Source organism: Halorussus halobius (assembly GCF_004765805.1).
GTDB classification, from domain to species: domain Archaea; phylum Halobacteriota; class Halobacteria; order Halobacteriales; family Haladaptataceae; genus Halorussus; species Halorussus halobius.
This window is the reverse complement of sequence record NZ_SBIU01000005.1, coordinates 199,563-225,463: the sequence shown is the minus strand read 5'-3', so window position 1 is coordinate 225,463 and position 25,901 is coordinate 199,563. Positions and strand designations below refer to the sequence as shown.

The following is a 25,901-nucleotide window of genomic DNA, read 5'->3' as shown; positions in this document are numbered from 1 at the left end:
GAGCGACAGGTCCAAATAACTGACAGCCGAATCGGCCGGACATGGCACTCGACTACGAGCGCGAACGCGAGCGCTTCGAGTGGGACGTTCCCGACGACTACAACCTGCCCGCCGTCATCGAGGACCACGCCGCGAACTTCGGCGACCGGGTGGCGGTCCGGTTCCGCGACGACGAGGGCAACGAGGCCGAGCGCACGTACGCCGACCTCCGGGACGACATGAACCGGTTCGCGTCGGCGCTCGCCGACCTCGGCGTGGGGAAGGGCGACCGCGTGATGCACCTGTTCCCCCGCCATCCCGACGCGTTCGCGGTCCAGTTGGGCGCGCTGGCTCGCGGCGCGCTGCTGGTCCCCTGTTCGGCCATGCTCAAGCCCAAGGACATCGCCTTCCGGGCGGCCGACTGCGAGGCCGGGACCGTGGTGGTCCACGAGAGCCTCACCGACATGGTCGAGCCCGTGCTCGACGAGACGCCGTTAGAGCGCGTGGTCGTCCTCGACGCCGAGGGCGCTCCCGACCGCGAGGACTGGCACGCCTTCGCCGACCTGCTCGACGGGCGACCGACCGACCACGACGGGCCGGAACTGGCGGCCGAGGACCCGATGTCCATCAACTACACCAGCGGGACCACCGGCCAGCCCAAGCCCGTCCTCCACCGCCACCGGTGGCTGCGCTGTTTCGAACTCATCAACGGCCGCTACTGGTGGGGCGTCGACCGCGACACCGACTTCTCCGAGGAACTGCTGTGGGCGACCACCGGCACCGGGTGGGCCAAGTGGTTCTGGAGCCCCGTGGGCGTGGGGCTCACGACCGGCGCGACCCAGTTCGTCTACGACGGGGAGTTCGACCCCGAGACGTTCCTCGACCTGCTCGAATCCGAGGGCGTCACGCGGCTCTGCGCGGTCCCGACCCAGTACCGGATGTTCACGCAGGTCGAGGGGCTCGACGAGTACGACCTCGCGCTGACCGAAGCCGTCTCGGCCGGCGAACCGCTCAACCGCGAGCCGATTCAGGCGTTCGAGGACGCGTTCGGCCTCACGCCGCGCGACGGCTACGGCCAGACCGAGACGGTCGCGCTCGTGACCAACTACCCCGGCATCGACGTGCGGCCCGGAAGCATGGGCAAGCCCGTGCCCGGCATCGACGTCACCCTGCTGGACACCACCGACGAGGCGGAAGTCGACGTCGGCGAGACGGGCGAGATCGCGGTCCCGGTCGACAGCCCGGCCATCTTCGACGGCTACTACGAGAAGCCCGACCTCGACGAGCGGACGTTCGCGGGCGAGTACTACCGGACCGGCGACCTCGCCCGGACCGACGAGGACGGCTACTTCTTCTTCGAGGGCCGGGCCGACGACATCATCATCTCGTCGGGCTACCGCATCGGCCCGTTCGAGGTCGAGGACGCGCTGGTCGGCCACGAGGCGGTCGCCGAGGCGGCCGCCGTCGGGAGCCCGCACGACGAGCGGGGCAACGTCGTCAAGGCCTACGTCGTGCTGGCCGACGGCCGCGAGGGCGACGACGACCTCGTGGCCGAGCTCCAGGAGTACATGAAGTCCGAGACGGCCCCGTACAAGTACCCCCGACGCATCGAGTTCGTCGACGAACTCCCCAAGACCTCCAGCGGGAAGATTCGCCGCATCGAGTTGCGCGAGCAGGAGCAGACGAAGTTCGGCGAGTAGCCGAGTCCCGATTCCACCCGCCGCCGGAGGCCGTCGGATTGATTACCCCGGTGTGAGAAGCCGGCGAGTACGATGAACCGCACCCTCGCAGCCAGTTCCCTGTTGGCGCTGTTCGTGGTCACGGCCGGTTGCACCGGCGTACTCTCCGGACCCATCACCGTCTCCGCGAGCGAGGCGTCGGTCGACGACGCCGCGCTCGGGGACACCGGCTACGAGCACAACCGCACCGAGGCGATGAACGTCTCGCGGACGGTCTCGGTCGCCGGCCAGTCCCGGAACGTGACGGCGACCAACTGGATAGCCGAGTACCACGCCTCGGTCGGCATCGAGGGCGTGGCCGAGCAACCCGTCGCGGCGTTCGTGGTCTTCTCCAGCCCGAAGGTGGAGGTCCTCGGCCAGTCGTTCAACCCCCTCGACGAGTTCAGCGACCGCCATCTCGCCGAGACGTTCGTGTCCCGGATGGACCGGGTCGAGAACGTCCGGCAGGTCGACAGCCGCAACCGGACGATGCTGGGCCAATCCGCCGAGGTCTCGGAGTTCGAGGCCAGCGTGACCACCGCGATCGGCATCCAGTTCGACGCGACCCTCCACGTCACGCGGGTCGAGCACGAGGGGGACTTCGTGGTCGCCCTGGCGGTCCATCCCCAGCAGATAGACGGGGAGAGCGACGTGAACCGGCTGCTCGACGGCGTCGAGCACGGCGAATAAAGCGGAAAAGAGGCGCGATTACGGCGCGCCGACTACAGGAAGTCCTCGACGTACTCGGCGACCTCGTCGGGCGTGTCGCCGACCGGCACGCCCGCGTCGTTGAGCGCTTCTATCTTGCTCTCGGCCGTCCCGGTGCCGCTGCCCGAGACGATGGCTCCGGCGTGGCCCATGCGCTTGCCCGGCGGGGCCGTGCGGCCGGCGATGAAGCCCGCGACCGGCGTGTCCATGTGCTCGGCGATGTAGCGGGCGGCCTCCTCCTCGTCCTCGCCGCCGATCTCGCCACACATCACCACGGCCTCCGTGTCGGGGTCGTTCTCGAACAGTTCGAGCGCGTCGATGAAGTCCGTGCCGATGATGGGGTCGCCGCCGATGCCGATGGCGGTGGTCTGGCCGATGCCGCGACTCGTGAGGTTATCCACGACCTGATAGGTCAGGGTGCCCGACCGCGAGACCAGCCCGACGTCGCCGGACTCGAAGATGTTGCCCGGCAGGATGCCGAGTTTGGACTCACCGGGGGTGATGATGCCCGGACAGTTCGGGCCGATGAGCCGGGTGTCGACCTCGCCGAGTCGCTTGTACACCTTGCTCATGTCCTGGGTGGGGATGCCCTCGGTGATGGCGACCACGAGGTCGACCGGAGCGTCCAGCGCCTCGAACACCGCGTCGGCCGCGAACGCCGGCGGGACGAACACGACGGAGGCGTCGGCGTCCTCCTCGCGGGCCGCCCGGTCGACGGTGTCGTAGACCGGGACGCCGTGGACCTCCTGGCCGCCCTTGCCGGGCACCGCGCCCGCAACGACGTTCGTGCCGTACTCTATCATCTGCTCGGCGTGGAAGTTGCCCTCCCCGCCGGTGATGCCCTGCACGATGACTCTGGTGTCGTCGTCGACTAGCACACTCATTGTTCCACCTCCGCGTCCGCGTACTCGACAGCGCGCTGCACGGCGTCTTCGAGGGTCTCCTCGACGGTCACGAGGTCGTCGTTCAGAATCTCGCGGCCCTCCTCGGCGTTGGTGCCCGCGAGCCGGACGACCACGCGCTTGGGAATCTCGTCGAACTGCGAGAGGGCGTCGTTGATGCCCTGCGCGACCTCGTCGCCCCGGGTGATGCCGCCGAAGATGTTGAACACGACGGCGTCGACGTTCTCGTCGGAGAACACCATGTCGAGCGCGTTGGCCACGCGCTCGGCCTTCGCACCGCCACCGATGTCGAGGAAGTTGGCGGGCGAGCCGCCGTAGTGGTCCACGAGGTCGAGCGTGGTCATCACGAGGCCCGCACCGTTGCCGATGATGCCCGTGTTGCCGTCGAGGCGCACGTAGTCGAAGCCGTACTCGTTGGCCTTGGCTTCGAGGTCGTCCTCGGCGGCTTCTTCCTCCATCTCCGCGAGGTCGGGCTGGCGGAACAGCGCGTCCTCGTCGATGTTCATCACGGCGTCGGCCGCGACGACCTCGCCGTCGCTGGTTATCATCACGGGGTTGATCTCGACCTCGCTGGCGTCGCTGTCGTCCCAGAGCTGGAACAGCGTGGTCAGGATGGACGCGACGTCGGAGGCGAACTCGCGGTCGACGCCCGCGTCGTAGACGGCCTTCCGGGCCTGATAGGGGTGCATCCCGAACGCGGGGTCGACGTGCTCGCGCGCGATGGCGTCGGGGTCCTCCTCGGCGACCTCCTCGATGTCGACCCCGCCCTTGGTCGAGACCATGGCGACCGGCTTGCCCTCGCCACGGTCCATCGTGACGCCCACGTAGAGTTCGTTCACGAAGTCGACGGCCTCCTCGACGAGGACCGTCTCGACGGTGTACCCTTTGAGGTCCATGCCGAGGATGTCCTCGGCGGCCTGCTCGGCCTCCGCGCGGTCGTCGGCCAGCTCGATGCCGCCGGCCTTCCCGCGCCCGCCGACGTGAACCTGTGCCTTGACGGCGACCGGGTAGCCGATGTCCTCGGCCGCCTCGACGACCTCGTCTACGGACGACGCCAGCGTCGATTCGGGCGTCGGAATCCCTGCGTCGGCGAAGACCTGCTTCGCCTGATACTCGTGTAGTTTCATCAGTAGCTCGGCCGGTACTTCTCCCGTCCGAGAGTTAGTAGTATCGAAACGAAGCTCGGTCGAGCGCGCGAAAAGCGGCAAGAAACGTGGGTTGGACCGCCCGCGCGGTCCCGTCGGCGACCGCGTCACCGGGTGCCCGGCCGACCGCTGGAGTCGTCGACTTGCTCCTCGGCCTTGCCGCGAACGTATCCGAACGTTTCGCCGAGGGCTTCGCCGGCGTCCGGGAGTCGATTCGCGCCGAACAGGAGCAACGCGAGTACCGGGACGATAGCGAACTCGATAGGCCCCAAGTTCGATGAGAGGAAGTGATGGTCTGTATTCGTTACGTCGCTATCGGCGTGGGTTCTACGGAAAGACGGGCGTATTCTGTGAGTATCGATGGGCTTCGAGATTCGATTTCGGGGAGCGGTTGTCACTCCTCGGCGTAGAACCGGACGAGTCCGCACTCGGGACAGGCGCGCGCCGAGAGGTCTTTCGATTCGGTCACTCCGAGCGACCCCAGAAAGCCGTCGCGCTTCTCCCCGCTGTCGAGCGTGAGTCCGAAGCCGTCGCTGGTATGCACGTTCACGCGTTCCATCGTCACGCCACAGTCGGGACAGCGCGGGTCGGTGTCCATGCCCGACCGTAGGACGGTCCGCGCCTTAAACGTCAGTTCGTCGTGACCACGTCGATGACCGCCCTGTCGTCGAGCGCGTGGTCGGCTCCGACCTGTCGGTCGGTCCGGCAGTCGATGCCGTGGAGGAATCCCTCGCCGATGTCGCTGTGGACGTGGTAGGCGAAGTCCTCGGCGGTCGCGCCCTCGGGCAGCAGGAAGCAGTCGGGCAGGACCTCGCCGCGCTCGTTGCCGAGTCCGTTCGCGCCGCCGGGGAAGACGGGAACGACGCCCAGCTCGTCGAACAGCGCGGCTTCGAGCGCGCGCTGGACGCCCGTGCCCTCGTACTCGTCGACGAACCCCGCGATGGCGTCGAGGCCCTCGCGCTGGTCGGCGGCGAGGTCGCCCACGATTTCGAAGTCGGCGTCGCCGGGGCGGTACTCGACGACGCCCTGCTCGTCGGCGCGCTTGAGCGCCTTCTCGGCGTGGGCGCTGACCGGGACGAACGTGAGGTGGTCGTAGTCGGGGTCCGACGCGATTTCCTCGTAGTTGGCCTGCGCCTCGGGCGTGTCCATCTTGTTCGCGGCGACGACCATCGGCTTGGTGACCTTGCGAATCTCGCGCGCGAGGTCCTCGCGGTCGGTCTCGTCCCACGTCGCGGGGTCGAGGTCGAGCCCGAGCGACAGAATCTCGCGCTTTATCTCGTCTTTGTTCGTCCGGAACGCGCTCATCTGCTCGGCCAACTCGACCTCGATGTCGTCGTCCTCGCCGTCGTAGCCGGTCTCGTAGCGCTCGATGCCCTTCTCCAGGACTTCGAGGTACCACATGTCGAGTTCGTCTTCGAGGAAGTCGATATCCTCGCGGGGGTCGTGGCCCTCGGTGGGTTCGCCCTCGGCGTCGGTCGTGCCCGAGAAGTCGACGACGTGGACCAGCACGTCGGCCTCGTTCAGGTCGGTGAGAAACTGGTTGCCGAGGCCGTTGCCCTCGTGTGCGCCGGGAATCAGGCCCGCCACGTCCACGAGTTTCGTCGGGACGAATCGGGTGCCCTCCTCGCAGAAGCCGACGCTCGGGGTACACGTCTCGCCGAACTCCGGGGCGGCACACTCGACCCGGACGTAGGCCTCGCCGACCGAGGGGTCGATGGTCGTGAAGGGATAGGCTCCCTCGGGCACGTCGTTCATCGTCGCGGCGTTGAAGAAGGTGGACTTGCCCACCGAGGGTTTGCCCACGAGACCGATTCGGTAACTCATTGCTCCGACGTGGCGGGTCGGCGGCTAAAAGCCTCTCGAAGCCGGGAACGAGAGCTAAGGTTTGACACGGGTGAGAGTCGCACGGGGGCCCCGTTCTCGTGGGTTCTTGACCGATGCCTTCAGTAACTCCCGTGGACTCTCGACCAAGCCTACGGTCGGCGCGCGCCGGCGCGAGTTCATCTCGCGCCAAAACGCGCGAGGGCTGAGTAGCGCAGGCCTTGGCCGAGCAACGCAAGCGGTTGGGGAGGACGAGGCCGTCGCGGTGCTGTGCGGTCGCGGTGCTGTGCGGTTGCGGTGCCGTGCGGTAACTCATCGGTCGAGGCAGTAGCTCGCTTCGCGTCTCGTCCGACGCTGGCGGTCGCTGCGTGAGGACGTGATTCAGTCCTCCCGGAAACTGCGACCGTACAGCGAGTCGTGCTTGAACCGATGAAACCGCCACCGCAACAGAATCCGCGACCACCTCCGCCACCACAACAGCCACCACATCCGCATCCGCCACCGCAACAGCGACCACATCCGCCACCGCGACCGCACGGCGAGTCACGCTTGAGCCAATGAGAACCGCATCCGCAACAGCGACCGCCACCGCAACAGCGACCACAACCGCCTCCGCGACCGCAACCACCGCCACCGCATCCGCAACCACGCTCGCACCCACGACTACCCGCTCCTCGGACTGCCTTTTTGTCGCCGGCCGTCGTGCGTTCCGTCGATGATTCCCCGACCGCCCCCGACTCACGGGCCGAACCGATGACGCTTGCGACCCGACTCGCCACGCTCGCCGACCACCTTACGACCCGACTCGCCACCCTCGCCGACCACCTCTCCGTCCTCGCTCAGTGGCTACTCTACCGGATTCTCCTCCGTCTCGAACCCTTGCGCGAACGCCTGCCCGGACTCGGCCGCGACCCCGCGCTGTGGGCCTTCGGCGCGCGCGGCGGCGAGGCGTTTACGGGCAATGCCAAGTACCTCTACCTCCACGTCGCGGCCGAGCGCCCCGAGGTCAGGCCGGTGTGGCTCTCGAAGGACCCGACCGTCGTTTCCGACCTGCAGTCGGCCGGCTACGAGGCGTATCACTGCTACTCGCTCCGGGGACTCCTACTGAACCTCCGCGCGGGCGTGGTGCTGTTCACGCAGGGCCACCGCGACCTCGCGATGCCCTGCTGTGCGGGGGCGTTCGCGGTCCAGCTCTGGCACGGGGTCCCACTCAAGCGCATCTCGTGGGACGCCGAGTTCCCCGACCTCCCGCGCCCCGTCAGACTCGCCCACGCCGACATGGCCGACGAGGTCGACCTGCTCGTGGTCCCGGGCAGCGCGCTGGTCGACACCTTCGCGTCCGGCCTCCGAATCGACCCCGACCGGATGGCGCTGGCGGGCTACCCGCGCGTCGACGCGCTCGAAGGGGCGATTCCCGGCGAGGACGTGGCGACCGACGCCGGCGCGCTGGCTCGCGTCCGGGACCTCGCAAGCGACGGGCGACTCGTCGCCTACCTGCCGACCTACCGGGCGCGGACCGACGAGTCGGTCGCCGACCACCTCGACTTCGCGGCGCTCGACGACGTTCTGGCCGAGCGCGACGCGACCCTCCTCGTCAAGGCCCACCCGAAGGAATCGCTCGACGTGCCCGACGACTGCTCGCGGGTCGTCTCGCTCCCGCCCGGAACCGACCCCTGCCCGCTGCTCCGGCGCGCCGACGCGCTCGTGACCGACTACTCCTCGGCCTACGTCGATTACCTCGCGCTCGACCGCCCGCTCGTCTTCTATCCCTACGACCGCGACGACTATCGCGCTCGCCGGGGATTCTATCTCGACTACGACGCGGTCACGCCCGGCCCGGTCGCGGAGACGTTCGCTGGTCTGCTCGACGGTCTGGACCGCGCGCTCGCCCGTCCAGAGGCCGACACCGAGCGCAGGCGGGCGGTCCGCCGGCGACTCCTCGACGCCGACCCGACGGTGCGCGATGGCGACGCGACGACCGACCGGTCGGAGCCCGACGAGTCGCCCGCTCCGCGCTCGGCGACCGTCTACGCCCTGATTCGGGGGCGACTCGCCGGTTCGAGCGACTCCTGACCGGAGGCAGGCGACGCGGGTGCGTGGAAAGCAAGCTTCAAGTCGGCCTTGTGCCAACCCCGGACGAAGCGCCGACGGTCCGTTCGGGAGTGTCCGAACCCCCATGGAATCGACGACCACCACGACGCGACAGGCCAGGCAGAATCGACGGGACGCGACGCTCATCGCCCACCGAGGGTTCGCGGGCGTCTACCCCGAGAACACGGTCGCGGCGGTCGAGCGGGCGGCCGCCGAGTCGGTCGGCGGCCGCCCGCCCGAGATGGTCGAGGTCGACGTCTACCCGACCGCGGACGGCGAGGTCGTGGCGTTCCACGACGACGAACTCGGCCGGGTGACCGACGCGCCGGCCGACCTCGCGGGTCGCCCGGTGTGGGAGGTCCCCTACGACCGGCTCGCGGCCCTCGACGTCCTCGGGACCGGCGAACCCGTCCCGCGACTCGCCGACGTACGCGACGCCCTCCCGCCGGAGGTCGGCCTGAACGTCGAGTTCAAGAACCCCGGAACCGACCGGATTCGCCCCGGCGAGAACCTCCCGTCCGGCGAGCGCGCCGAGCAGGCCGACCTGTGGCGTGACTTCGCCGAGACCGTCCTCGCGACGGTGGCCGGCGACGACCGCGAGGTGCTGGTCTCGTCGTTCTGCGAGGGCGCGCTGGCGGCGGTCCGCGAGGTCGCGCCCGACGTCGACGTGGCGGTGGCGTTCGCCGGCTCCATCGCCGACGGGATGGAGGTCGCCCGGCGCTACGACTGCGAGGCGGTCCACCCGCCGTGGAACGCCGTCGCCGGCACGCCGCTGTTCAACGCCGAGTACGACTCGCTGGGGCCCTACGAGGACATCGACCTCGTGGCGGCCGCCCACGAGGAGGGCCGGGCGGTCAACGCGTGGACGGTCGAGAGCTGGTATCAGGCCGACCAGTTGCGCCGGGCGGGCGTCGACGGCCTCATTGCCGACTACCCCGGCGTCGTCCGGTTCGACGACGACGCGGCGTCGGGACGACGTCGATAGCTGGGGACGCCCCGACTACCAGTCGAGTTCGTCCAGACACTCGCCGCAGTATCGCGCGCCCAGCATGTTCGACGAGCCACAACGCCCGCAGTCGACGGTCTCCGAGCGCGGCCGGTGGGTTCCGGAGCGCCGACCGGGGTCGCCCGCATCCGCGCGTCCGCCGCCGTCCGCACGCGGGCGTCGATTCTTCAGGGCGCTGTCGGCCATCCGCGACACGTCCGCCGGCGCGTCGTCGCGCTCGGCGAGACTGGTCAGGAGGGCGTCGTCGCGGAGTCGTCGGAGGCCCGCGAGCAATCCGAGGTACAGCAGGGTCGGCGCGGCCACGACGACGCACGCGACCGCGAGTCGGAGGGCGAGGGTCACGTCCGGCGGAGGTGAGCGTGGCGGCTTAGTTGTACCGGAACGGCGGGGTTCGGGTGGCGTCCCGACGCAGCTGGGGGTCTCGGGCGACCGAGCGCCGAACGCCGGCGGCCCCGGTGCTCTCACTCCCTGATGGGGCGGTAGGTTCCGTTGATGTCCCACTCGTGGATGCAGTAGGCGTTCCCCGCTCGCGCGCCCGACTCGATTCGCCAGCCCGTCGCGTCGGGGTCCCAGACGTCCCGGCGTCCGCACTGCTGGCACTCCCGTTCGGTCGGCGGGTCCAGTTCGACCATGGCGTGAGAGAAGCGGGGGCAGACACTTAAGTCGGTCCACTGGCCCAGAGTTTGCCGGGCGGCCCTGCCGCGCGTATCGACGGCGACCGAGGAGCCGAACGCCCAGCGTTCGGAGGAGCCGAACCGGCCGAGGGCCTCCGTGGGCCCTCGCCGGCCCACCGCGTGTCTGGACGCTGTCAGTACCGGAGCCCGTAGTTATTTACGACGCGAGTTTTTAGGTTAGCCTAAAATGGTCGGCGACACCCTGCGAGACCTGCGCGAACGAATCGCGGACCGCCACGAGGCTGACGGCCGCTTCTACGTCAGTTGCGCCCGCACCGGCGAACGCCCCGTCCCGGTCGCCGGGAAGCGGTTCCCGGACCGCGAGACCGCGACCGAGGCGGTCCAAGCGGCGGCCGCCTACCGGGCCGAACTCCGGCGGTACGACCCCCGGCTCCCGTGTTACGACCTCGTGGTCTCGGAGGACCCGTTTCTCGACTCGGCGGCGGCCGAGCGCGCAGACCGGGGCGACCGCCTCGACGCACGGACCGACGGCGGGACCCGGATGGACTTCTGCCACGACGTGGCGGCCGCAGTGTTCGAGGCGCTGTCGGCGCTCGACGCCCGGTCGGTCGAGCGGGCCGTGATGGACGCGTACCTCTACTCGGCCGAGTCGGTGGCGGACCCCGACGACCTCTGTCTGGTGTTGCTCTCGACGATGGCAGCGGAACTCGACGCCCGACTCGACCCCGACCGCCAGCACGCGGTCCTCCGGAGCGCGGCCGACCGCCTCGGCGTCGAACCGACGGCCGAGGACCCGGTCTCGACGACGCTCGGCCGGTTCGCCGGGCGGTCGCTGCTCGACGACTACGCGGTCGCGCCCGAATCCGATTCCGCCCCGGACGGGCGGTCGTGGGCGGTCACGCTCGACGGGTACGCCTTCGAGGCGTCGACCGGAAATCTGCCGACGCTCCCGCTCGCGGTCGAACTGCTCGGCCGGTGTCCCGACGGGGCGATAGCCATCACCGACGTCAGTCGCGTCGGCGACGGGTGGGAGTGCGTCGTGACCGCCGGGGTCGACCGGTCGGTCGGCGTCGCGACCGCGGCGGTGGCCGACGATTAGGTCTCGAAGTCCGGCAGGTCGTCGGGGGCCTCGTACTCGCCGTCCCAGTCGATGTACTCGTCCTCCAGCACGTCGCAGACTATCTGGCCGAACTCGGTCAGCGCGGCGTTGATGCCCGAGACCGTGTTCCACGAGTCGACGTCGGGGTGGTAGTCGCGTTCCTTCCAGTCCTCGGGGATGCCCGGCGCGTGGTAGCCCACGCGTGTTGCGAACGAATCCCAGAAGAAGTCGTACTCCGCGAACATCCCGAGGTCGCGGGCGATGGCGAACTCGCCCTCGTCGAGGTCGGTGTGGGCCGCCCACTCCTCGAAGGCGTCGTCCCACGCGCCGTCTTCGAGGTAGTTTTCGAGTTCGTCGCGGCGGTAGTCGTCGCCCTGCACGTCGGCGTCCTCGTACTGCGAGACGTCCACGTTCGTCGAGAGCGAGGGCGGCGCGGGCGCGTCGACGTCGAGTGTCATGCCGGTGGCTACGCTCCCGCCGGCCAAAAAGGTGATTCTCCGCGCCCGGCGGTCGGTCGCGCCCGGCCGACCGCCTATCTAAATAGTAGTATGTTCGGCTCTATTCTACTGTAGAGGGATACGACGTCAATTGACACATCTATTGAATATTTATAGTGCCAACGAAGGGTTTATCATGAGTCTACCTGATTCTCAACCCGTTGCATGACGGATACTCGACTCACGCGGCGGAAGCTACTCGCGGGTTCGGCGGCAGCGCTCGGTGCGGGCACTGCCGGTTGCATCGAAAGCTTGCAGGGCGGCAGCGGTGGCGGGGGCGGCGAGAGCTACGACGTCGGCTACGGTGACTACGAGACGACAGTCAACTCGGCGGACTTCCCCACCGACGAGAAGCTGTACTTCTACTGCGTCCAGTCGGGCTGGATGAACTGGCCGTCGGTGATGGAGGCGTTCAACGACGAGTACGGCGTCGAACTCAACGACGACGACCGCTCGTCGGGCGAGGCGCTCCAGGACGCGCGGTCCCACGCCCAGAACCCGACCCACTCGGGATTCAACGGCGGCTACACGTACAACATCCAGGCCCAGAAGGACGACCTCACGCAGGCGTACAAGCCGGCCAACTGGGACAAGGTCCCGGACGACGCCAAGACCGACGACGGTCACGTCACCGGCACCCGGAAGGTCACGACCGCGCTCACCTACCGGAAGGACATCTACGAGGAGCGGGGCCTCGACGAGCCCGAGACGTGGGAGGACCTGCTCCACCCCGACATCATGCAGGACCTCGCGCTCCAGACCCCGCAGGCCGCGGTCGGCCTCGCGGCGGCGCTCTCGATCAACAGCGCCCGGGGCGGCTCGCTCGACGACGTCCAGCCGGTCGTCGACTACTACAACCAGATTCAGGAGGGCGGCGCGGAGTTCACCGACAACTTCCTCGCGCAGTTCACGCGGGGCGAGTACGCCTCGTTCATCCGGTACGACTACTCGGGGCTCGACATCAAGTACAACAACGACGACATCGCCGAGGAGGACGTCGGCGTCGCCATCCTCGGGAGCGAGGACGGCAACCCGAGCGCGTACAACGCGCTGTACGGCTACTCGCTGCTCGCCAACGCGCCCAACGAGGCGGCCGCCAAGCTGTTCATGGACTACGTGCTCTCGCTCGACGGCCAGCAGCACTTCCTCGACGCGTACGTCCGCCCGATTCGCGCCTCCGAGATGGAGATGCCCGACGACTTCATCGACCAGAGCGAGTACGAGGGGACCGAGTTCACGGTCGACCAGCAGGAGCTCATCGACAAGCAGGAGGGAATCATCGAGGACATCACTCGCGGCGCGAGTCTGTAATCCATGGCTGCAGGCGCAGACGCAGACGTTTCCGAGGCGCGAATCGGCGAGCGATTCCGGTGGGCGGTGTCCTCGCTGCGGTCGCCGACCACGGAGCGACAGCGCGAGCTCCGCCGAGTCGTCGCGCTCTGTTTCCCGTTTCTGGCGCTGCTGACGTTCTCGGGTATCTTTCCGCTGACCGAGATGTTCCGCATCAGCTTCTCGGAGTCGCGACTGACCACCGAGGGGTTCACGCTCGAATACTACAGCCAACTGGTCACCGACCCGTACTACCGGACCATCGCCGTCAACACGCTGTGGTTCGCGGCGGCGACGACCGTGGCTTCGATAGCGGTCGCGGTCCCGGTCGCCCACTCGCTGGAGAAGTACGACCTCCCCGGGAAGTCGGTGATACTCACGGTGCTGTCGTTCCCGAACAGCCTGCCGGGCATCGTGGCCGCGTTCATGATTATCGTGCTGTTCGGCAACACCGGCATCGTCACCAACTTCATCGCCGCACTGTCGGGCCAGTCGCCCATCGACCTCGCGATGGCCACCAGCGTCGTCGGCCTGTTCTTCGCGTATCTGTACTCGATGATTCCGCGCGCGCTGCTGTTGTTGCGCGGGACGTACGCCGAGGTCAACACCGACGCCGAGGAGGCCGCGCGTAGTCTGGGCGCGTCGCCGCTGAGGACGTTCTGGTACGTCACGCTCCCCCAGATAAAGCCGGGGCTCATCGGGGCGTGCATCCTGGTGTTCCGGACCGCGCTCGCCATCTTCGGCACCATCCTCATCCTCAAGAGCCTGCTGGTCTGGACCCTCCAGATAGACCGCGAGATAGCCCAAGGGTTCAACATCGCGCAGGCGTCGGCGATGGCCACGGTGTGGTTCGCGTTCGTGTTCCTGTTCACGCTGCTGGCGCTTCGGTACACCAGCGCGGAGGTGAGCATCTGATGAGCACCCGCTTCGACGAGGGCAGCCTCTCGGCGCGGTACGGTCGACAGTTCGTGACGCTCGTGCTGGCGGTCACGCTCGTCTTCCTCGCGCTCCCGGTCGTGATGACGTTCGTGAGTTCGTTCGCGGGCGAGTGGATGGGCGCGCTCCCCAGCGACTTCGTGACTCTCGAACACTGGAACGACGTCGTCGTCGGCACCGGCGTCGGCGCGGACGTGTCCGTCGGCTCGTCGCTGGCGTACAGCGCGGGCCTCGCGCTCGGCGGCGTGGTCATCAATCTGGTCGTCGGCGTGCCCATCGCGTACGCCATCGCGCGCTACGAGTTCTGGGGCCGCGACTGGGTCAACGTGTTCGCCATCCTGCCGCTCGCGCCCGGCATCATTCTCGGCATCGCCTTCCTCCGGACGTATCCGGACCTCTCGACGTCGGGCATCGCGCTGGTCATCGGCTACTCGCTGCTCAAGGCCCCCTACATGGTGATGGCGGTCCAGTCGAGCTTCCAGTCGATGGACCTCCAGCAGATAGAGGAGAGCGCGCGGTCGCTGGGCGCGTCGTGGCCCCGGACCTTCCTGACGGTCATCGTGCCCAACGCCAAGGCGGGCATCGTCGCCGGCTCCATCATCTCGTGGACGCTCGCGGCGGCCGAGTTCAACTTCTCGTACATCGTCTACTCTCGGGGGACGCCCCCGCTCTCGATATTCCTGTTCAACAACATCACGAACGCGTCGTTCCTCAACGCCGCCGCGGCCGTGTCGGTGTTCTTCCTGCTCATCGCGCTCGTGACCATCTCGCTCCAGATCGTCGGCAACAGAGGCGCAGTACGGAGGATATGACCCATGTCTGAAGTCACACTACAGAACGCGACGAAACGGTTCGACTCGACGCTCGCCGTCGACGACGTCTCGCTGACCATCGAGGACGGCGAAGTAATGGGAATCGTCGGCCCATCGGGCTGTGGCAAGACGACGACGCTGCGGATGGTCGCGGGGTTCGAGACCCCGACGAGCGGGTCGATACGCTACGACGACGAGGACGTCACCCACGTCCCGCCCGAGAACCGGAACGTGGGGCTGGTCTTCCAGTCGTACGCGCTGTTCAACAACATGACGGTCCTGGGCAACGTCACGTTCGGCCCGAAGATGCAGGGCGTCGGCCAGGAGGAACGCCGCGAGCGCGCTCAGGAACTGCTCGAACTCCTCGACATCGGCGAGCTTGGCGACCGCGACCCCCAGACCCTCTCGGGCGGTCAGCAGCGCCGGGTCGGGCTCGCGCGGGCGCTGGCCATCGAGCCACACATCCTGTTGCTCGACGAGCCGATGACCGGGCTGGACGCCAAGCTCAAGCAGACCCTCCGGAAGGAACTGGGCGAACTCCTCGCGGACTTGGGCGTGACCACGCTGTACGTCACTCACGACCAGGAGCAGGCGATGTCGATGTGCGACCGCATCGCGGTGATGAACGACGGCGTGGTCGAGCAGGTCGGCGCGCCCAGCGAGGTGTACGAGTCGCCCGCAAACGAGTTCGTCGCCAACTTCGTCGGCACGTCGAACCTGCTGGAGGGGTCGATAAGCGACGGCCGGGTCGACTTCGGGTTCGCGCAACTCGACGCCGGCGGTCTGCCCGAGCGCGAGGACGCCACCCTCGCGGTCCGGCCCGACGACTTCACGGTCGGCGAGGGGCCGATAACGGCCGAGGTCCGGAACCTGTTCTACCTCGGCGAGAAGGTGCAGGCCATCGTCACGCTCGACGACGGCACCGAGTTGACGCTCGAACTCGACCGCCACCGCGACGCGCTCTCGAAGGGCGACACCGTGACCCTCGACATCGACGCGACTCACGTCCACGTGGTCCGGCAATGAGCGGCGAGCCAGCTACGAACGCCCGCGACCGACCCGTCGCGGGAGCGCTCGTGGACCTCGACGGCACGGTGTACCGCGGCGACGGACTGCTCGCCGACGCCGACGAGGGAATCGAGGCGCTCAGGGCCCGCGGCTCGGTGGTGTTCGTCACGAACAAGCCCATCGAGCGCCGGGCCCAGTACCGCGACAAGCTCGACCGACTCGGCGTGCCCTGCGACCGCGACGACATCATCACCTCGGCGACCATCACCGCCGACTTCCTCGCGGACCGCCACCCCGACCGCTCGGTGTTCGTGGTGGGCGAGGACCCCCTCCGCGAGGAACTCCGCGAGGCCGACCTCGGCGTGACCGACGACCCCGGGGCGGCCGGCGTGGTCGTCGCCTCGATGGACCGGTCGTTCGACTACGCCACCCTCTCGGACGCGCTGGCCGCCCTCGACGACGGGACGCCGTTCTACGCGACCAACCCCGACCGGACCTGTCCGGTCGCGGACGGCGAGATTCCGGACGCCGCCGGGATGATCGGCGCGATAGAGGGCGTCACCGGCCGGGAGCTCGACCGGGTGCTGGGCAAGCCCTCCGAGACCACCGTCGAGGCCGCGACCGGGCGACTCGACGCCGACCCGGCCGACTGCCTGCTGGTGGGCGACCGGCTCGAAACCGACGTCGCGATGGGCAACCGGGCGGGCATGACGACCGCGCTCGTGCTGACGGGCGTGACCGACCGGTCGGACCTCGAATCGGCGTCGATTCGGCCCGACCACGTCGTGGAATCGCTCGCCGAAATCGGCGAGATACTGCCGTGAGCCTCCCCGACGACTCCGGCGACGGGGGCCTCGAATCCCGGGGCGACGACCGCCCGGCGATACTCGCCCACCGGGGCTTCGCCGGGGCCGCGCCCGAGAACACCGTGGCCGCCGCGCGCCGCGCCGCGGCCGGGCCGGGCCGCGCGGCGATGGTCGAGGTCGACGCGATGCCGACCGGCGACGGCACCGTGGTCTGCTTCCACGACGACCGCCTCCACGCCGAGGGCGGGAGCCGGGGACTCACCGACGCTCGCGGGACGGTCTGGGAGACGCCCGACGACGTCGTCCTCGACGCGGAGGTCCTCGACAGCGGACAGACGGTGCCCCGACTCGCGGACGTGTTCGGTGCGCTCTCGGACGACGTGGGCGTCAACGTCGAGTTGAAGAACCCCGGAAGCCACGACCTCAGGTTGGCCGAACCGCTCGACCCGGCGGAACTGGCCGACCGGCGAACGCTGTGGGACTCGTTCGTCGGGGACGTTCTCGCGGTACTCGACGACCACGACAACGACGTGCTGGTCTCGTCGTTCTACGAGGCCGCGCTCGCGGCCACCCGCGAGGCGGACCCCTCGGTTCCGGTCGGGGTCCTCGCGTGGGACGCGCTCGACGACGCCCTCGAAATCGCGGCCCGCTACGACGCCGAAGCGGTCCACCCGCCGGTGAACCTCGTCGCGGGGACGCCGTTCGCCGGCGAGCCGGGCCACCTCGACGCGTCCCCGGACGTGACGACCGACGTGGTCGCCCGGGCCCACGACGCCGGGCGGGCCGTGAACGTCTGGACCGTCTCCACGTGGTATCAGGCCGCACAGCTCCGGCGGGCGGGCGTCGACGGCCTGCTCGTGGACTACCCGTGTCTGCTGGCGGCCGACGACAGGACTTAACGCCGTCCCGGCCGAACGCCCGGACATGATTTCGGCAGCACGGATGGCCCAGGTCGACGCCAACGCGGCGGCGCTGGGCGTGCCGCGCAAGCAGTTGATGGAGTCGAGCGGCAACGCCGTGGCCCGCGAGGTCCGGGCGGTCGTCGACCCCGGCGCGCGAATCGCAATCGTCGCGGGCCGCGGCAACAACGGCGGCGACGCCTTCGTGGCCGCCCGCTTTCTGGACGACTACGACGTGTCGGTCCGCCTGCTGGGTCGCGCCGAGGCCATCGCGACCGACATCGCCCGCGAGAACTGGGCGGCGCTCGGGCGCGCCGAGTACGACCTCGCCGAGGTCCGCGACTCGCGGGACCTCGACCTGCCCGACTGCGAGGTGGTGGTCGACGCGATGCTGGGCACCGGCGTCGCGGGCGCGCTCCGCGAGCCCGAAGCCAGCGCAGCGGCGGCCATCAACGACGCGGACGCCACGGTGGTCTCGGTCGACGTGCCGTCGGGCGTGGACGCCGACACCGGCGAGGCGGCGGGCGTCGCGGTCGAGGCCGACCGCGTGGTCACGTTCCACGACGAGAAACCCGGCCTCGCTGCGCTCGACGCCGAGGTGACGGTCGCGGACATCGGCATCCCGCCGGCGGCCGAGCGGTTCGTCGGCCCGGGCGACATGCGCCCGGTTCGTCGGGGCGGGCCCGGCGACGAGTCCCGAGCCTACGTCGTGGGCGGCGGCCCCTACACCGGCGCGCCCGCGCTGGCCGCCCAGGCCGCGCTCCGGGCTGGTGCGGACCTCTCCTTCGTCGCCGCGCCCGAACCCGTGGCCGACGGGATTCAGGGCTACGCCGAGGACCTCATCGTCCAGTCGTACGAAGGCGACCGGCTCGCGCCCGAGCAGGTCCCCGACCTCGTCGCGACCGCCGAGCGCTACGACGACGTGGTGGTTCTGGGCCCCGGCCTCGGCACTGCCGACGAAACCCTCGTCGCGGCCGAGCAGTTCCTCGCCGAGTTCTCCGGGCCGACCGTGGTGGACGCCGACGCCCTGCCAGTGGTGCCCGACGTCGACACCGACGCCGCGCTGGTCTGTACGCCCAACCGCAAGGAACTCGCGAAGATGGGCGGGCCCGAAATCGAGTCGGACGAACCCATCCGCGAGTACGCCGACGAGATAGAGTCCTTCGCTGCCGACCTCGGTCACGTCGTCGTGGCGAAGGCGGCCGAGGACGTCGTCTCGGACGGCGAGCGCACCAGAATCTCGCGGGCGGGCACGCCCGGCATGCGGGTCGGCGGGACCGGCGACACGCTCGCGGGGATACTCGCTGGGCTGCTGGGCGACCACGACCCGTTCCGAGCGGCCTGCGTGGCGGCATACGCCAACGGCCGCGCCGGGGAACTGCTCGCCGACCGCCACGACGGACTGGTGGCGTCGGACCTGCTCGACGCCCTGCCGCGCGCACTCTGGGGTGAGGGGGATGAGTGAGGGCGACGGGAGCGACCTGACCCACACCGACGAGGAGGGCGACGTCCAGATGGTCGACGTGGGCGACAAACCCGACACGGCGCGTCGCGCGGTCGCGGCGGGGGAGATTCGCCTCCGGCCCGACACCGTGGCGGCCATCCGCGACGACGAGGTGAGCAAGGGCGACGTGCTGGCGACCGCGCGGGTCGGCGCGGTCCAAGCGGTCAAACACGCGTGGGAGACCATCCCGATGTGCCACCAGATTCCCGTCACCAACGTCGAGACCGACTTCGAACTCCGCGAGGACGGGGTCGCGCTCGAAGTCGCGGTCGAGACGACCGGCAAGACCGGCTGCGAGATGGAGGCGCTGGAGGGCGTCACGACCGGGTTGAACGTGGTCTGGGACATGGTGAAGGCCGCGGAGAAAGACGCCGACGGCCAGTACCCGGACGCCGCCATCGAGAACGTGCGGGTCGTCGAGAAGGTCAAACGCGAACTGGAGTAGCGCCGCGGGAGCGAGCTACAGGTCGGCGTCGCGGAAGCGCAGGTGACCCAGCACCACGGGAATCACGGTCCACGCGACCAGAACGACCACCATGAACCAGTCTTCGAGGTAGAACGGGGTCGGTCCGGAGACCCCGCCCGTCAGCGCGGCCGGGCCGCCACCACCCGCACCGGGGAGGTCGGCCCCCGAGAGGGCGGCGTCGACGAGTTGGCCGAACGCCCGCGAGGGGTTGAGTCGCTCGACCAGCAACTGCCACGCGGGCACCGACGCGCCGGGCGTCGGCAGGTTCCCGGTCCGGAGGTAGGTTATCGCCAGCATGGCGAGGTCCCACAGCAGCGCGAACACGAAGAACGCCCCGACCGCGAGCGACATGGCCCGCGAGCGGGTCGCGGTCGCGGCCGAGATGCCGACCGCGAGGCCGACGAACGCCACTCCGAGCGCCGCCGTCAGCACCGCGACCGACGCCAGTTCGGCCACAGCGAGTTCGCCGTAGACCACGAGCGCGACCCCGCCGGCCACCAGAAACCCCGCCAGAATCCCCGCGACGACCACGGCCGACCGCCCGACCAGTTTCCCGACGGTCACGTCCGCCCGCGAGTGGGGCGCGCCGAGCAGAATCTTGATGCTCCCCGACTCGCGCTCGCCCGCGACCGCGAGGTAGGCCGCGACCAGCGCCGTGATTGGCACCAGCGTCGTCGCGAGGTCGGCGGCGAAACTGTAGCCCAGCACCGGCCCGCCGATGCCTATCAGTTCGGGGGCGAGCGTGGCCACGCCGAGCAACAGTGCGAATATGCCGACGATGCCCCACAACATCCGCGACCGGACCGCGTCCGCGAAGTCCTTGCGTGCGACGGCGACCCAACTCATCGCCGACCCTCCCCGCCGACTGCTTCCGTGGCTCGCTCGGTGGTGTACGTCGTGAACAGGTCCTCTAACGACGACTCGCGGGTCGTGAGGTCCCGGACCGTCGCTCCCTCCGCCCGGACCCGGTCGAGGACGGCCAGCTTCGCCTCCGGTTCGAGACAGGTCGCCCGGATTCGACCGTCGAGTGCGGTCACCTCGCTGACGCCCTCGATTTCGAGCGCTTCGATTCCCTCCGGAACCCGGTCGACCACGAGTTCGACGGTCGACCCGCTCCCGACCGACTCGCGCAGTCCCTCGATGGTGTCGACCGCGACGAGTCGCCCGGCGCGCATGATGCCCACGCGGTCGCAGACCGCCTCGACCTGCCCGAGGACGTGGCTGGAGAAGAACACCGTCGTCCCGCCGTCGGCGAGGTCGCGGACGATTCGGCGGACCTCGCGCGCCCCGTTGGGGTCGAGCCCGCTCGATGGTTCGTCCAGAATCAACAGGTCGGGGTCGCCGACCAGCGCCATCCCGAGGACGAGTCGCTGAGCCATCCCCTTCGAGTAACCCCCGACCGCGCGGTCGGCGTCCTCTGCGTCGAGTCCCACGAGGTCAAGCACGCGCTCGGGGTCGTCGTCGGCGCGCTTCGAGTCGACCATGAACTCGACGTGCTTGCGGCCCGAGAGGCGATCGTACAGGCCGTACCCCTCGGGCAGGACGCCCACGCGCCGGCGAATCGCTGTCGACTCGGCCTGCGCGTCCCGGCCCAGCACGGTCGCCGACCCCGAACTCGGCCGCACGAAGTCGAGCAATACGTCGATGGTGGTGGACTTGCCCGCGCCGTTCGGTCCCAGAAAGCCGAACACCTCCCCGGCCTCGACGGTGAGGTCGAGGTCCTCGACCGCCGTCACGTCTCCGAACCGCTTGGTGAGCCTCTCGGTCTCGATGACCGCCATGGGCCGGATACATCGAATCCGCAATTATAGCTACGCGTCAGTTCGACGCGGACGAAAGCGACAAAAATCGGGCGGTCGTCAGGCCGACGCCGCGCTCGCCAACTCCCCGGCCTTGGCGCGGGACTGCTCGACGATGGCGGGCCGGGCCTCGAAGTCGACGACCACCTCGCTGTCGCCGTAGGTCACGTCGTCGACGCGGGCGTGGTCGTGAATCCACGACACCACGCTCATGGTGTCGTCGGTCATCGGCAGGACCAGCTTCTCGCGCTCCCAGTCGGGGAGTTCGTCGTCGATGCGCGCCCGCAGGCCCGCCAGATTCAGCTGTTCTTTCCCCGACACCGCGATGGGGTTCGGGGCCAGCGCCGACAGCGCCTCGGTCTTCTCGCGGAGTTCCCGCTCGCTCACGGCGTCGATCTTGTTCAGCACCGTCACGATGGGGGCCTCGTTGCGCTCGTAGAGGGTGTCGTGGGAGGTGACCAGCTTCTCGCGAATCTCGTCGATGGGCTCGCTCACGTCGACCACCAGCAACACGAGGTCGGCGTAGTACACCGCGTCGAGCGTGGACTTGAACGACTCGACCAGCCAGTGGGGCAGGTCGCTGATGAACCCGACCGTGTCGGTGAGCAACACGTCCCGGCGCTCGACGTCCATCTTTCGGGTGGTGGTGCCCAGGGTCGTAAAGAGGCGGTCCTGTGCCTCGGCCGTCGTGTCGAGGTCGGGGTGCAACTCCTCGTTCTCGCCAAGTTCGAGGTCGGCCGCGAGGCTCTGCATCAGCGTCGACTTGCCGGCGTTGGTGTAGCCAGCCATCGCCACGAGGTCGAACCCCGACTCGCGCCGGCGGTCCCGGCGGTCGGCCTCGGTCCGCGCGATGGCGTCGAGTTCCTCCTCGATGCGGCTAATCTGGTCCTTGATGTCCTGCTCGCGGCTCTCGTCGTACTCGCCAAGTCCCATGAACCCCGGCCGCTCGTCGCGCTTGGCGAGGCTCGTCTTGGCCTCCGCCCGCGGGAGCTCGTACCTGAGTTCGGCCAACTCGACCTGCAGTTGCGCTTTCCGCGTCCGCGCGCGCTGGCCGAATATCTCGAGGATGAGCCGGAAGCGGTCGATGACGCGAGTATCCTCGGGCATCTGCTGGCCGAGGTTGAACGTCTGGTACGGGCCGAGTTCGTTGTCGAACACGACCACTCCCGCCCCGGTCTCGGCGACGGCTCGGCCGATCTCGGCGGCCTTGCCCTCGCCGACCTGCGTGGCCGGGTCCTCAGTGCGGGACTGGGTGAACACTCCCGCGACCTCGTAGCCCGCCGCGCGGGCGAGGTCCTCGATCTCCTCGGTGTCTGGCGTGCCGTCGTCGACTCGTTTCGCGATTATCGCTCTCATAGGAACAGTTTGCGGGCGGCGTACGCGGCGTGGTGTGCAGCCTGCACGGTCTCCCGTTCGGCTATACTCTCGACGTACTTGAAACTCGGGCCGAGGAACTGCTCGACCCGAATCGCGGGCTCCTCGTAGAACTCCCCGCGCTCGGCGACCACCGGGCAGTCGGGTGGTTCCGGGAGGCCGTCGACGGCGTCGGCGACGACTCCGGCCGCGTGCTCGAACGTCGGCGGGTTCCGACTGGTGGCAAAGCCCATCCCGCGAACGGAGTCGAGTCGGTTGGCGTCGACTCCGGCGTGGACCGCCGCCGCCACCATGAGGTACTCGCCCGACTCCTCGTGGCGACCGCTGACGTCCACCCCGACGACGCTAGCCTCGCCGGGCCTTCACCTCGGTTCGGCCGGCCGCGGTGCCCATGTTCCGGCGTACGAGTTCGGCCCATTTGAATCAACCGCCGCGAGTCATGGCCCGGAGAGGTCACGCCACGCACGGGAGCGGAGTCGACCGTCAGTCCGACCGGGACTCGGCCACCGTCGTCTCGCGCTGGTCCGCCCGCGTCGCACTCGTCCACGTCAGTTCGCGGTCTCTCAACACGTCGAGGACGCTTTTGACCATCACGAGGTCGTGGAAGTGCTTGTATCCGACGACGAAAAACGGCGAGTAGAGGACGTATCGAGGGCTCTCACCCTCGATTCTGATAGCGAGGAGGTTCACGAGGGCGACGATAGAGACGAAGAGCGCGAACACCCACAGGACCGCGAGCAGGCCGGTCGTCACCGCGAGATAGGCGACGACGCCCAGAATCAGCCAACTCGCCACGGGCATGAACCCCATCGTGACGAGCGCCAGCGGCAGATGTATCCGCCGGAGATAGCGGTTATCGGGGTTCACTCCGTCGAACAGGTGTTTTTTGACGGTCATCACGTTTCCGCGATACCACCGCAATCGTTGCTCGTAGAGGTCCCGCCACGTGTCGGGACCCTCGGTGTACACGACCGCCTCGCTGAATCGGACCTCGTACCCCTGCTTCAGCAGCTTCATCGTCGTGTCGTAGTCCTCGGTCAAGGTGTGCGGGTCGTATCCGAGGACGTCGTCGAGCGCACGGCGACGATACGCGCCGAGACAGCCAGGAACGATGGGGACCGCGCCGACGTAGTCGAAGAGCCGCCGGTAGATGTTGATGCCGAAGACGTATTCGAGCGTCTGGCACTTCGTCACGAACGAGTCCCGGTTGAACAGTTTGACGTTGCTGGCGACGGCACCGATGTTCGGCTCGACCTCGAACGGGGCGACGATTTTCCGGAGCGCGTCGGCGTCGACCACGCTGTCGGCGTCCACCGTGACGATTATCTCGGTGTCCGCGAACAACAGTCCGTAGTTGAGCGCGGCGTACTTCCCGCCGTTTTTCTTCCTGACTACGGTGACCCTCTCGGACTCGTACTGCCGGGCCTCCTCGTAGGTACGGTCGGTGCTTCCGTCGTCGACGACTACGATTCGTTTCTTCCCGTCGGGATAGTCGGCGTCGAGGAGGCTGGCGACGGTTCGGCCCACGTATCCCTCCTCGTTGTACGCCGGAACGAGTACCGTAATCGGCGGATACTCCGACGCGGATTCGAACTCGCTCCGCGCGCTCGACGCGTGGGAGAGCGCCGCGAGCATGACGAACCAGTAGGTGAACACGAGCGCGATGGCCGCCAACTGGACGAACGCGACCGGCGAGCGCGGCATCCACCCGAGCGCGAGGACCGAGACAGTACAGACGGCAAGCGCGACGCAGAGCGTCTTCGGCGAGCAGACGTGTCGATACGCCGGCCGGTACTCGACGACGACGTACGACCAGCCGAGGTACGCCGCGACGACCGCCGCGTACGACCCGAGTGCGTAGAGCGTCCGCCGGTCCATCGCGTCCACGAGCAGCAGGTACGCGCCGAGCGTCACCAGACAGACGAGTATCGAGCCGGGGTCCCGGGCGGAGAGCCGCGACGCCATCACCGCGCCCCCGGCATCGAGTGTGACGTGAGTCGCTCCCACAAGTGCCGTCCGGCGTCTGCGACGCGCTGGGACGCGGGTTCGGAGTCGTCGCCGGTCGCCTCGACGCGCCACCCCTCGGCAGTCCGAGTCAGTCGTCCGTCCCGGTACTTCCGAGCGAACTCGCCGACCGTCATGAACGCTACGTCCTCCTTCGATTGCATGTGGTGGATGAGTCCGCGGAGCCGGTCGCGCTTTGCCTCGTCGGTGAACGTCGGATAGTGGAGCATCTGGACGTACACCTCGCCGTTCCGATACGCCTCGTCGAATTGGCGTTCGAGATGTCGCTGGTCGTGAAACTCGTTTGTCGTCCAGTTTTTCACGAACGACTGTGCGTTGGGCAGGTGGACGACACCGCCGTCCTCGAACGGCCCCGTCTCGTCGTAGTACTCGGCCGCGAACCAGCCGCCGCCGGAGACGACGGTGTAGTTCCGGGCCGCGAGCGCGCTCGCGGTCTCGTCGTCGTACGTGTCGAACGGCGGCACGAACGTCGCCGGCGTTCGGTCGACGCAAGATTCGAGCGCCCTCGTCCCCTCCGCGAGGAGTTCGCGCTGGCGGTCCGGAGCGACGCCGCCGAACTCGCTACCGCCGTGGAACTCCGACCGTCGCTCGTGGGTGTAGCCGTGGAGCGCGTACTCGAACGTGTTCGGATGCTGGCGCATCTGTGTCCGCAGGTACCGACAGAATTCCCCCTCCGGGTCGAGTCGTTCGTCGCCGATGGCGGGGACGACGCCCTGCGTTACCGGCACGCCTTCCTCGACGAACACGCGGTCGACTGCACGCATCTGGTCCGAGCGGTAGTTCGGTTGCACGTCGTCGTTCCGGAAGACGACGATAGTCCGGTAGTCGGTCGCGGTGCTGTTCGCCGACCCGTCCGCACGGTCGGTGACGGCGGCCGTCCCGAACACCCCCACGGCCGACACCGAGACGGCGAGAAAGAGGACGGCGACGACCAGCACCCGCCTCGGCCAGCGCGACTGGCGGGCCGACTGGTCGGCCGCCGCGATGCGGTCGCGGACGCTCGCAAGCCGGTCGTCGGTCCCGTCGGCTTCGCCCGCGTCCTCCGCGTCGGGTCGCTCACCTCCCGCGAAGTTGTACCCGCACTTCGCACACGTCGAGGGCGAGCCTCGGGCGACGTATTCGACGTCCTCGCACGCCGTCTCGCATTCGGGACAGACCACGCCGTCGTCGGTGACGAACGCCGACACCGGTTTGATGGCTCCGCACGACTCGTGTTCCATCGCGCGAAGCGGACGCACGGCGGGAGACCCGCAGTTCGGACACGCGTCGTCCGTCTGCGCTCCGTCTGGCATTATCGGATAGTGGACACGTTAAGAGTTAGTTATACGCCGTTTGCCGGCGG

27 protein-coding genes are annotated in these 25,901 nt (G+C 68.7%); 13 read left to right on the top strand and 14 right to left on the bottom strand.

The genetic code is table 11. The features are described from left to right. Window positions 1–41: 41 nt before the first annotated feature. Window positions 42–1,679: an acyl-CoA synthetase gene (locus EPL03_RS15410; RefSeq protein ID WP_135830223.1), complete on the top strand. Its 1,638-nt coding sequence runs from the start codon at window positions 42–44 to the stop codon at window positions 1,677–1,679. Window positions 1,680–1,751: 72 nt separating this feature from the next. Further along, a complete protein-coding gene (locus tag EPL03_RS15405; RefSeq protein ID WP_135830222.1) occupies window positions 1,752–2,387 on the top strand; it encodes a DUF6517 family protein in 636 nt (211 codons plus the stop codon). Window positions 2,388–2,419: 32 nt separating this feature from the next. Here the strand turns inward: EPL03_RS15405 and sucD are convergent, their stop codons facing one another. The 5 genes from sucD to EPL03_RS15380 form a co-directional block, all read right to left on the bottom strand. Beyond that, window positions 2,420–3,289 carry a succinate--CoA ligase subunit alpha gene (gene sucD / locus EPL03_RS15400; RefSeq protein ID WP_135830221.1) on the bottom strand — a complete coding sequence of 290 codons (870 nt, stop codon included), beginning with the start codon at window positions 3,287–3,289 and terminating at the stop codon, window positions 2,420–2,422. Further along, window positions 3,286–4,434, bottom strand: coding sequence for an ADP-forming succinate--CoA ligase subunit beta (gene sucC / locus EPL03_RS15395; RefSeq protein ID WP_135830220.1), 1,149 nt, complete (start codon window positions 4,432–4,434; stop codon window positions 3,286–3,288). The genes sucD and sucC overlap by 4 nt, the downstream gene beginning before the upstream one ends. 125 nt (window positions 4,435–4,559) lie before the next feature. Continuing rightward, window positions 4,560–4,724, bottom strand: coding sequence for a twin-arginine translocase TatA/TatE family subunit (locus EPL03_RS20145; RefSeq protein WP_168216279.1), 165 nt, complete (start codon window positions 4,722–4,724; stop codon window positions 4,560–4,562). A gap of 122 nt (window positions 4,725–4,846) precedes the next feature. Beyond that, complete coding sequence (locus tag EPL03_RS15385; protein ID WP_135830218.1) at window positions 4,847–5,050, bottom strand: hypothetical protein; 204 nt, start codon at window positions 5,048–5,050, stop codon at window positions 4,847–4,849. A gap of 32 nt (window positions 5,051–5,082) precedes the next feature. After that, window positions 5,083–6,276 carry a redox-regulated ATPase YchF gene (locus EPL03_RS15380; RefSeq protein ID WP_135830217.1) on the bottom strand — a complete coding sequence of 398 codons (1,194 nt, stop codon included), beginning with the start codon at window positions 6,274–6,276 and terminating at the stop codon, window positions 5,083–5,085. A gap of 750 nt (window positions 6,277–7,026) precedes the next feature. On the opposite strand from EPL03_RS15380, the gene EPL03_RS15370 reads away from it, so the two are divergent. After that, window positions 7,027–8,346, top strand: coding sequence for a CDP-glycerol glycerophosphotransferase family protein (locus EPL03_RS15370; protein ID WP_135830216.1), 1,320 nt, complete (start codon window positions 7,027–7,029; stop codon window positions 8,344–8,346). Window positions 8,347–8,449: 103 nt separating this feature from the next. Then, window positions 8,450–9,349: a glycerophosphodiester phosphodiesterase gene (locus EPL03_RS15365; protein ID WP_135830215.1), complete on the top strand. Its 900-nt coding sequence runs from the start codon at window positions 8,450–8,452 to the stop codon at window positions 9,347–9,349. Window positions 9,350–9,364: 15 nt separating this feature from the next. Here the strand turns inward: EPL03_RS15365 and EPL03_RS15360 are convergent, their stop codons facing one another. Then, window positions 9,365–9,712 (bottom strand): zinc ribbon domain-containing protein, encoded by a 348-nt coding sequence (locus EPL03_RS15360; RefSeq protein ID WP_135830214.1) that lies wholly within the window; start codon window positions 9,710–9,712, stop codon window positions 9,365–9,367. A gap of 119 nt (window positions 9,713–9,831) precedes the next feature. Continuing rightward, window positions 9,832–10,002 (bottom strand): HEWD family protein, encoded by a 171-nt coding sequence (locus tag EPL03_RS20140; protein WP_168216278.1) that lies wholly within the window; start codon window positions 10,000–10,002, stop codon window positions 9,832–9,834. A 229-nt stretch (window positions 10,003–10,231) separates the two neighbouring features. Here EPL03_RS20140 and EPL03_RS15355 point away from each other — a divergent pair, with 229 nt between their 5' ends. Continuing rightward, complete coding sequence (locus tag EPL03_RS15355) at window positions 10,232–11,104, top strand: DUF7551 domain-containing protein (RefSeq protein WP_135830213.1); 873 nt, start codon at window positions 10,232–10,234, stop codon at window positions 11,102–11,104. Here the strand turns inward: EPL03_RS15355 and EPL03_RS15350 are convergent. Further along, a complete protein-coding gene (locus EPL03_RS15350) occupies window positions 11,101–11,562 on the bottom strand; it encodes a hypothetical protein (protein WP_135830212.1) in 462 nt (153 codons plus the stop codon). The two genes, EPL03_RS15355 and EPL03_RS15350, sit on opposite strands and share 4 nt — an antisense overlap. A 204-nt stretch (window positions 11,563–11,766) precedes the next feature. On the opposite strand from EPL03_RS15350, the gene EPL03_RS15345 reads away from it, so the two are divergent. From EPL03_RS15345 to moaC, 8 genes are read left to right on the top strand one after another with little or no spacing between them, the layout of a single operon-like run. Then, the gene (locus tag EPL03_RS15345; protein ID WP_135830211.1) at window positions 11,767–12,912 is read left to right on the top strand and encodes an extracellular solute-binding protein; all 1,146 of its coding nucleotides are present in this window, start codon (window positions 11,767–11,769) and stop codon (window positions 12,910–12,912) included. A gap of 3 nt (window positions 12,913–12,915) precedes the next feature. Then, window positions 12,916–13,845 carry an ABC transporter permease gene (locus EPL03_RS15340; RefSeq protein ID WP_135830210.1) on the top strand — a complete coding sequence of 310 codons (930 nt, stop codon included), beginning with the start codon at window positions 12,916–12,918 and terminating at the stop codon, window positions 13,843–13,845. Continuing rightward, window positions 13,845–14,678: an ABC transporter permease gene (locus EPL03_RS15335; RefSeq protein WP_135830209.1), complete on the top strand. Its 834-nt coding sequence runs from the start codon at window positions 13,845–13,847 to the stop codon at window positions 14,676–14,678. Before EPL03_RS15340 ends, EPL03_RS15335 begins: the two co-directional genes overlap by 1 nt. A 3-nt stretch (window positions 14,679–14,681) precedes the next feature. Further along, window positions 14,682–15,704, top strand: a complete 1,023-nt coding sequence (locus EPL03_RS15330; protein WP_135830208.1) for an ABC transporter ATP-binding protein — start codon at window positions 14,682–14,684, stop codon at window positions 15,702–15,704. After that, entirely contained in the window at window positions 15,701–16,510 is an 810-nt protein-coding gene (locus EPL03_RS15325; protein WP_135830207.1) for an HAD-IIA family hydrolase, read from the top strand. The genes EPL03_RS15330 and EPL03_RS15325 overlap by 4 nt, the downstream gene beginning before the upstream one ends. After that, complete coding sequence (locus EPL03_RS15320) at window positions 16,507–17,391, top strand: glycerophosphodiester phosphodiesterase (RefSeq protein WP_135830206.1); 885 nt, start codon at window positions 16,507–16,509, stop codon at window positions 17,389–17,391. Before EPL03_RS15325 ends, EPL03_RS15320 begins: the two co-directional genes overlap by 4 nt. Before the next feature lie 25 nt (window positions 17,392–17,416). Next, window positions 17,417–18,856, top strand: a complete 1,440-nt coding sequence (locus EPL03_RS15315; RefSeq protein WP_135830205.1) for an NAD(P)H-hydrate dehydratase — start codon at window positions 17,417–17,419, stop codon at window positions 18,854–18,856. Next, window positions 18,849–19,340: a cyclic pyranopterin monophosphate synthase MoaC gene (moaC, locus tag EPL03_RS15310; protein ID WP_135830204.1), complete on the top strand. Its 492-nt coding sequence runs from the start codon at window positions 18,849–18,851 to the stop codon at window positions 19,338–19,340. The genes EPL03_RS15315 and moaC overlap by 8 nt, the downstream gene beginning before the upstream one ends. Before the next feature lie 15 nt (window positions 19,341–19,355). Here the strand turns inward: moaC and EPL03_RS15305 are convergent, their stop codons facing one another. From EPL03_RS15305 to EPL03_RS15280, 6 genes are all read right to left on the bottom strand, one after another. Further along, window positions 19,356–20,207 (bottom strand): ABC transporter permease subunit, encoded by an 852-nt coding sequence (locus EPL03_RS15305; RefSeq protein WP_135830203.1) that lies wholly within the window; start codon window positions 20,205–20,207, stop codon window positions 19,356–19,358. Next, entirely contained in the window at window positions 20,204–21,142 is a 939-nt protein-coding gene (locus EPL03_RS15300; protein ID WP_135830202.1) for an ABC transporter ATP-binding protein, read from the bottom strand. Before EPL03_RS15300 ends, EPL03_RS15305 begins: the two co-directional genes overlap by 4 nt. Window positions 21,143–21,220: 78 nt before the next feature. Beyond that, window positions 21,221–22,516, bottom strand: coding sequence for a GTPase HflX (hflX, locus tag EPL03_RS15295; RefSeq protein WP_135830201.1), 1,296 nt, complete (start codon window positions 22,514–22,516; stop codon window positions 21,221–21,223). Further along, a complete protein-coding gene (locus tag EPL03_RS15290) occupies window positions 22,513–22,869 on the bottom strand; it encodes a DUF2209 family protein (RefSeq protein ID WP_135830200.1) in 357 nt (118 codons plus the stop codon). The genes hflX and EPL03_RS15290 overlap by 4 nt, the downstream gene beginning before the upstream one ends. 148 nt (window positions 22,870–23,017) lie before the next feature. Continuing rightward, window positions 23,018–24,499 (bottom strand): glycosyltransferase family 2 protein, encoded by a 1,482-nt coding sequence (locus tag EPL03_RS15285; RefSeq protein WP_135830199.1) that lies wholly within the window; start codon window positions 24,497–24,499, stop codon window positions 23,018–23,020. Then, entirely contained in the window at window positions 24,499–25,851 is a 1,353-nt protein-coding gene (locus EPL03_RS15280; protein WP_135830198.1) for a DUF2334 domain-containing protein, read from the bottom strand. Before EPL03_RS15280 ends, EPL03_RS15285 begins: the two co-directional genes overlap by 1 nt. Window positions 25,852–25,901: the final 50 nt, after the last annotated feature.

Coding starts and splice junctions, on each gene's coding strand:
- EPL03_RS15305 (WP_135830203.1), bottom strand. CDS start 20,207: ATGAGTTGGGTCGCCGTCGCACGCAAGGACTTCGCGGACGCGGTCCGG.
- EPL03_RS15405 (WP_135830222.1), top strand. CDS start 1,752: ATGAACCGCACCCTCGCAGCCAGTTCCCTGTTGGCGCTGTTCGTGGTC.
- EPL03_RS15300 (WP_135830202.1), bottom strand. CDS start 21,142: ATGGCGGTCATCGAGACCGAGAGGCTCACCAAGCGGTTCGGAGACGTG.
- EPL03_RS15330 (WP_135830208.1), top strand. CDS start 14,682: ATGTCTGAAGTCACACTACAGAACGCGACGAAACGGTTCGACTCGACG.
- EPL03_RS20140 (WP_168216278.1), bottom strand. CDS start 10,002: ATGGTCGAACTGGACCCGCCGACCGAACGGGAGTGCCAGCAGTGCGGA.
- EPL03_RS15365 (WP_135830215.1), top strand. CDS start 8,450: ATGGAATCGACGACCACCACGACGCGACAGGCCAGGCAGAATCGACGG.
- EPL03_RS15325 (WP_135830207.1), top strand. CDS start 15,701: ATGAGCGGCGAGCCAGCTACGAACGCCCGCGACCGACCCGTCGCGGGA.
- moaC (WP_135830204.1), top strand. CDS start 18,849: ATGAGTGAGGGCGACGGGAGCGACCTGACCCACACCGACGAGGAGGGC.
- EPL03_RS15410 (WP_135830223.1), top strand. CDS start 42: ATGGCACTCGACTACGAGCGCGAACGCGAGCGCTTCGAGTGGGACGTT.
- EPL03_RS15285 (WP_135830199.1), bottom strand. CDS start 24,499: ATGGCGTCGCGGCTCTCCGCCCGGGACCCCGGCTCGATACTCGTCTGT.
- EPL03_RS15380 (WP_135830217.1), bottom strand. CDS start 6,276: ATGAGTTACCGAATCGGTCTCGTGGGCAAACCCTCGGTGGGCAAGTCC.
- EPL03_RS15340 (WP_135830210.1), top strand. CDS start 12,916: ATGGCTGCAGGCGCAGACGCAGACGTTTCCGAGGCGCGAATCGGCGAG.
- EPL03_RS15345 (WP_135830211.1), top strand. CDS start 11,767: ATGACGGATACTCGACTCACGCGGCGGAAGCTACTCGCGGGTTCGGCG.
- EPL03_RS15335 (WP_135830209.1), top strand. CDS start 13,845: ATGAGCACCCGCTTCGACGAGGGCAGCCTCTCGGCGCGGTACGGTCGA.
- sucC (WP_135830220.1), bottom strand. CDS start 4,434: ATGAAACTACACGAGTATCAGGCGAAGCAGGTCTTCGCCGACGCAGGG.
- hflX (WP_135830201.1), bottom strand. CDS start 22,516: ATGAGAGCGATAATCGCGAAACGAGTCGACGACGGCACGCCAGACACC.
- EPL03_RS15385 (WP_135830218.1), bottom strand. CDS start 5,050: ATGGACACCGACCCGCGCTGTCCCGACTGTGGCGTGACGATGGAACGC.
- EPL03_RS15280 (WP_135830198.1), bottom strand. CDS start 25,851: ATGCCAGACGGAGCGCAGACGGACGACGCGTGTCCGAACTGCGGGTCT.
- EPL03_RS15355 (WP_135830213.1), top strand. CDS start 10,232: ATGGTCGGCGACACCCTGCGAGACCTGCGCGAACGAATCGCGGACCGC.
- EPL03_RS15370 (WP_135830216.1), top strand. CDS start 7,027: ATGACGCTTGCGACCCGACTCGCCACGCTCGCCGACCACCTTACGACC.
- EPL03_RS15350 (WP_135830212.1), bottom strand. CDS start 11,562: ATGACACTCGACGTCGACGCGCCCGCGCCGCCCTCGCTCTCGACGAAC.
- sucD (WP_135830221.1), bottom strand. CDS start 3,289: ATGAGTGTGCTAGTCGACGACGACACCAGAGTCATCGTGCAGGGCATC.
- EPL03_RS15315 (WP_135830205.1), top strand. CDS start 17,417: ATGATTTCGGCAGCACGGATGGCCCAGGTCGACGCCAACGCGGCGGCG.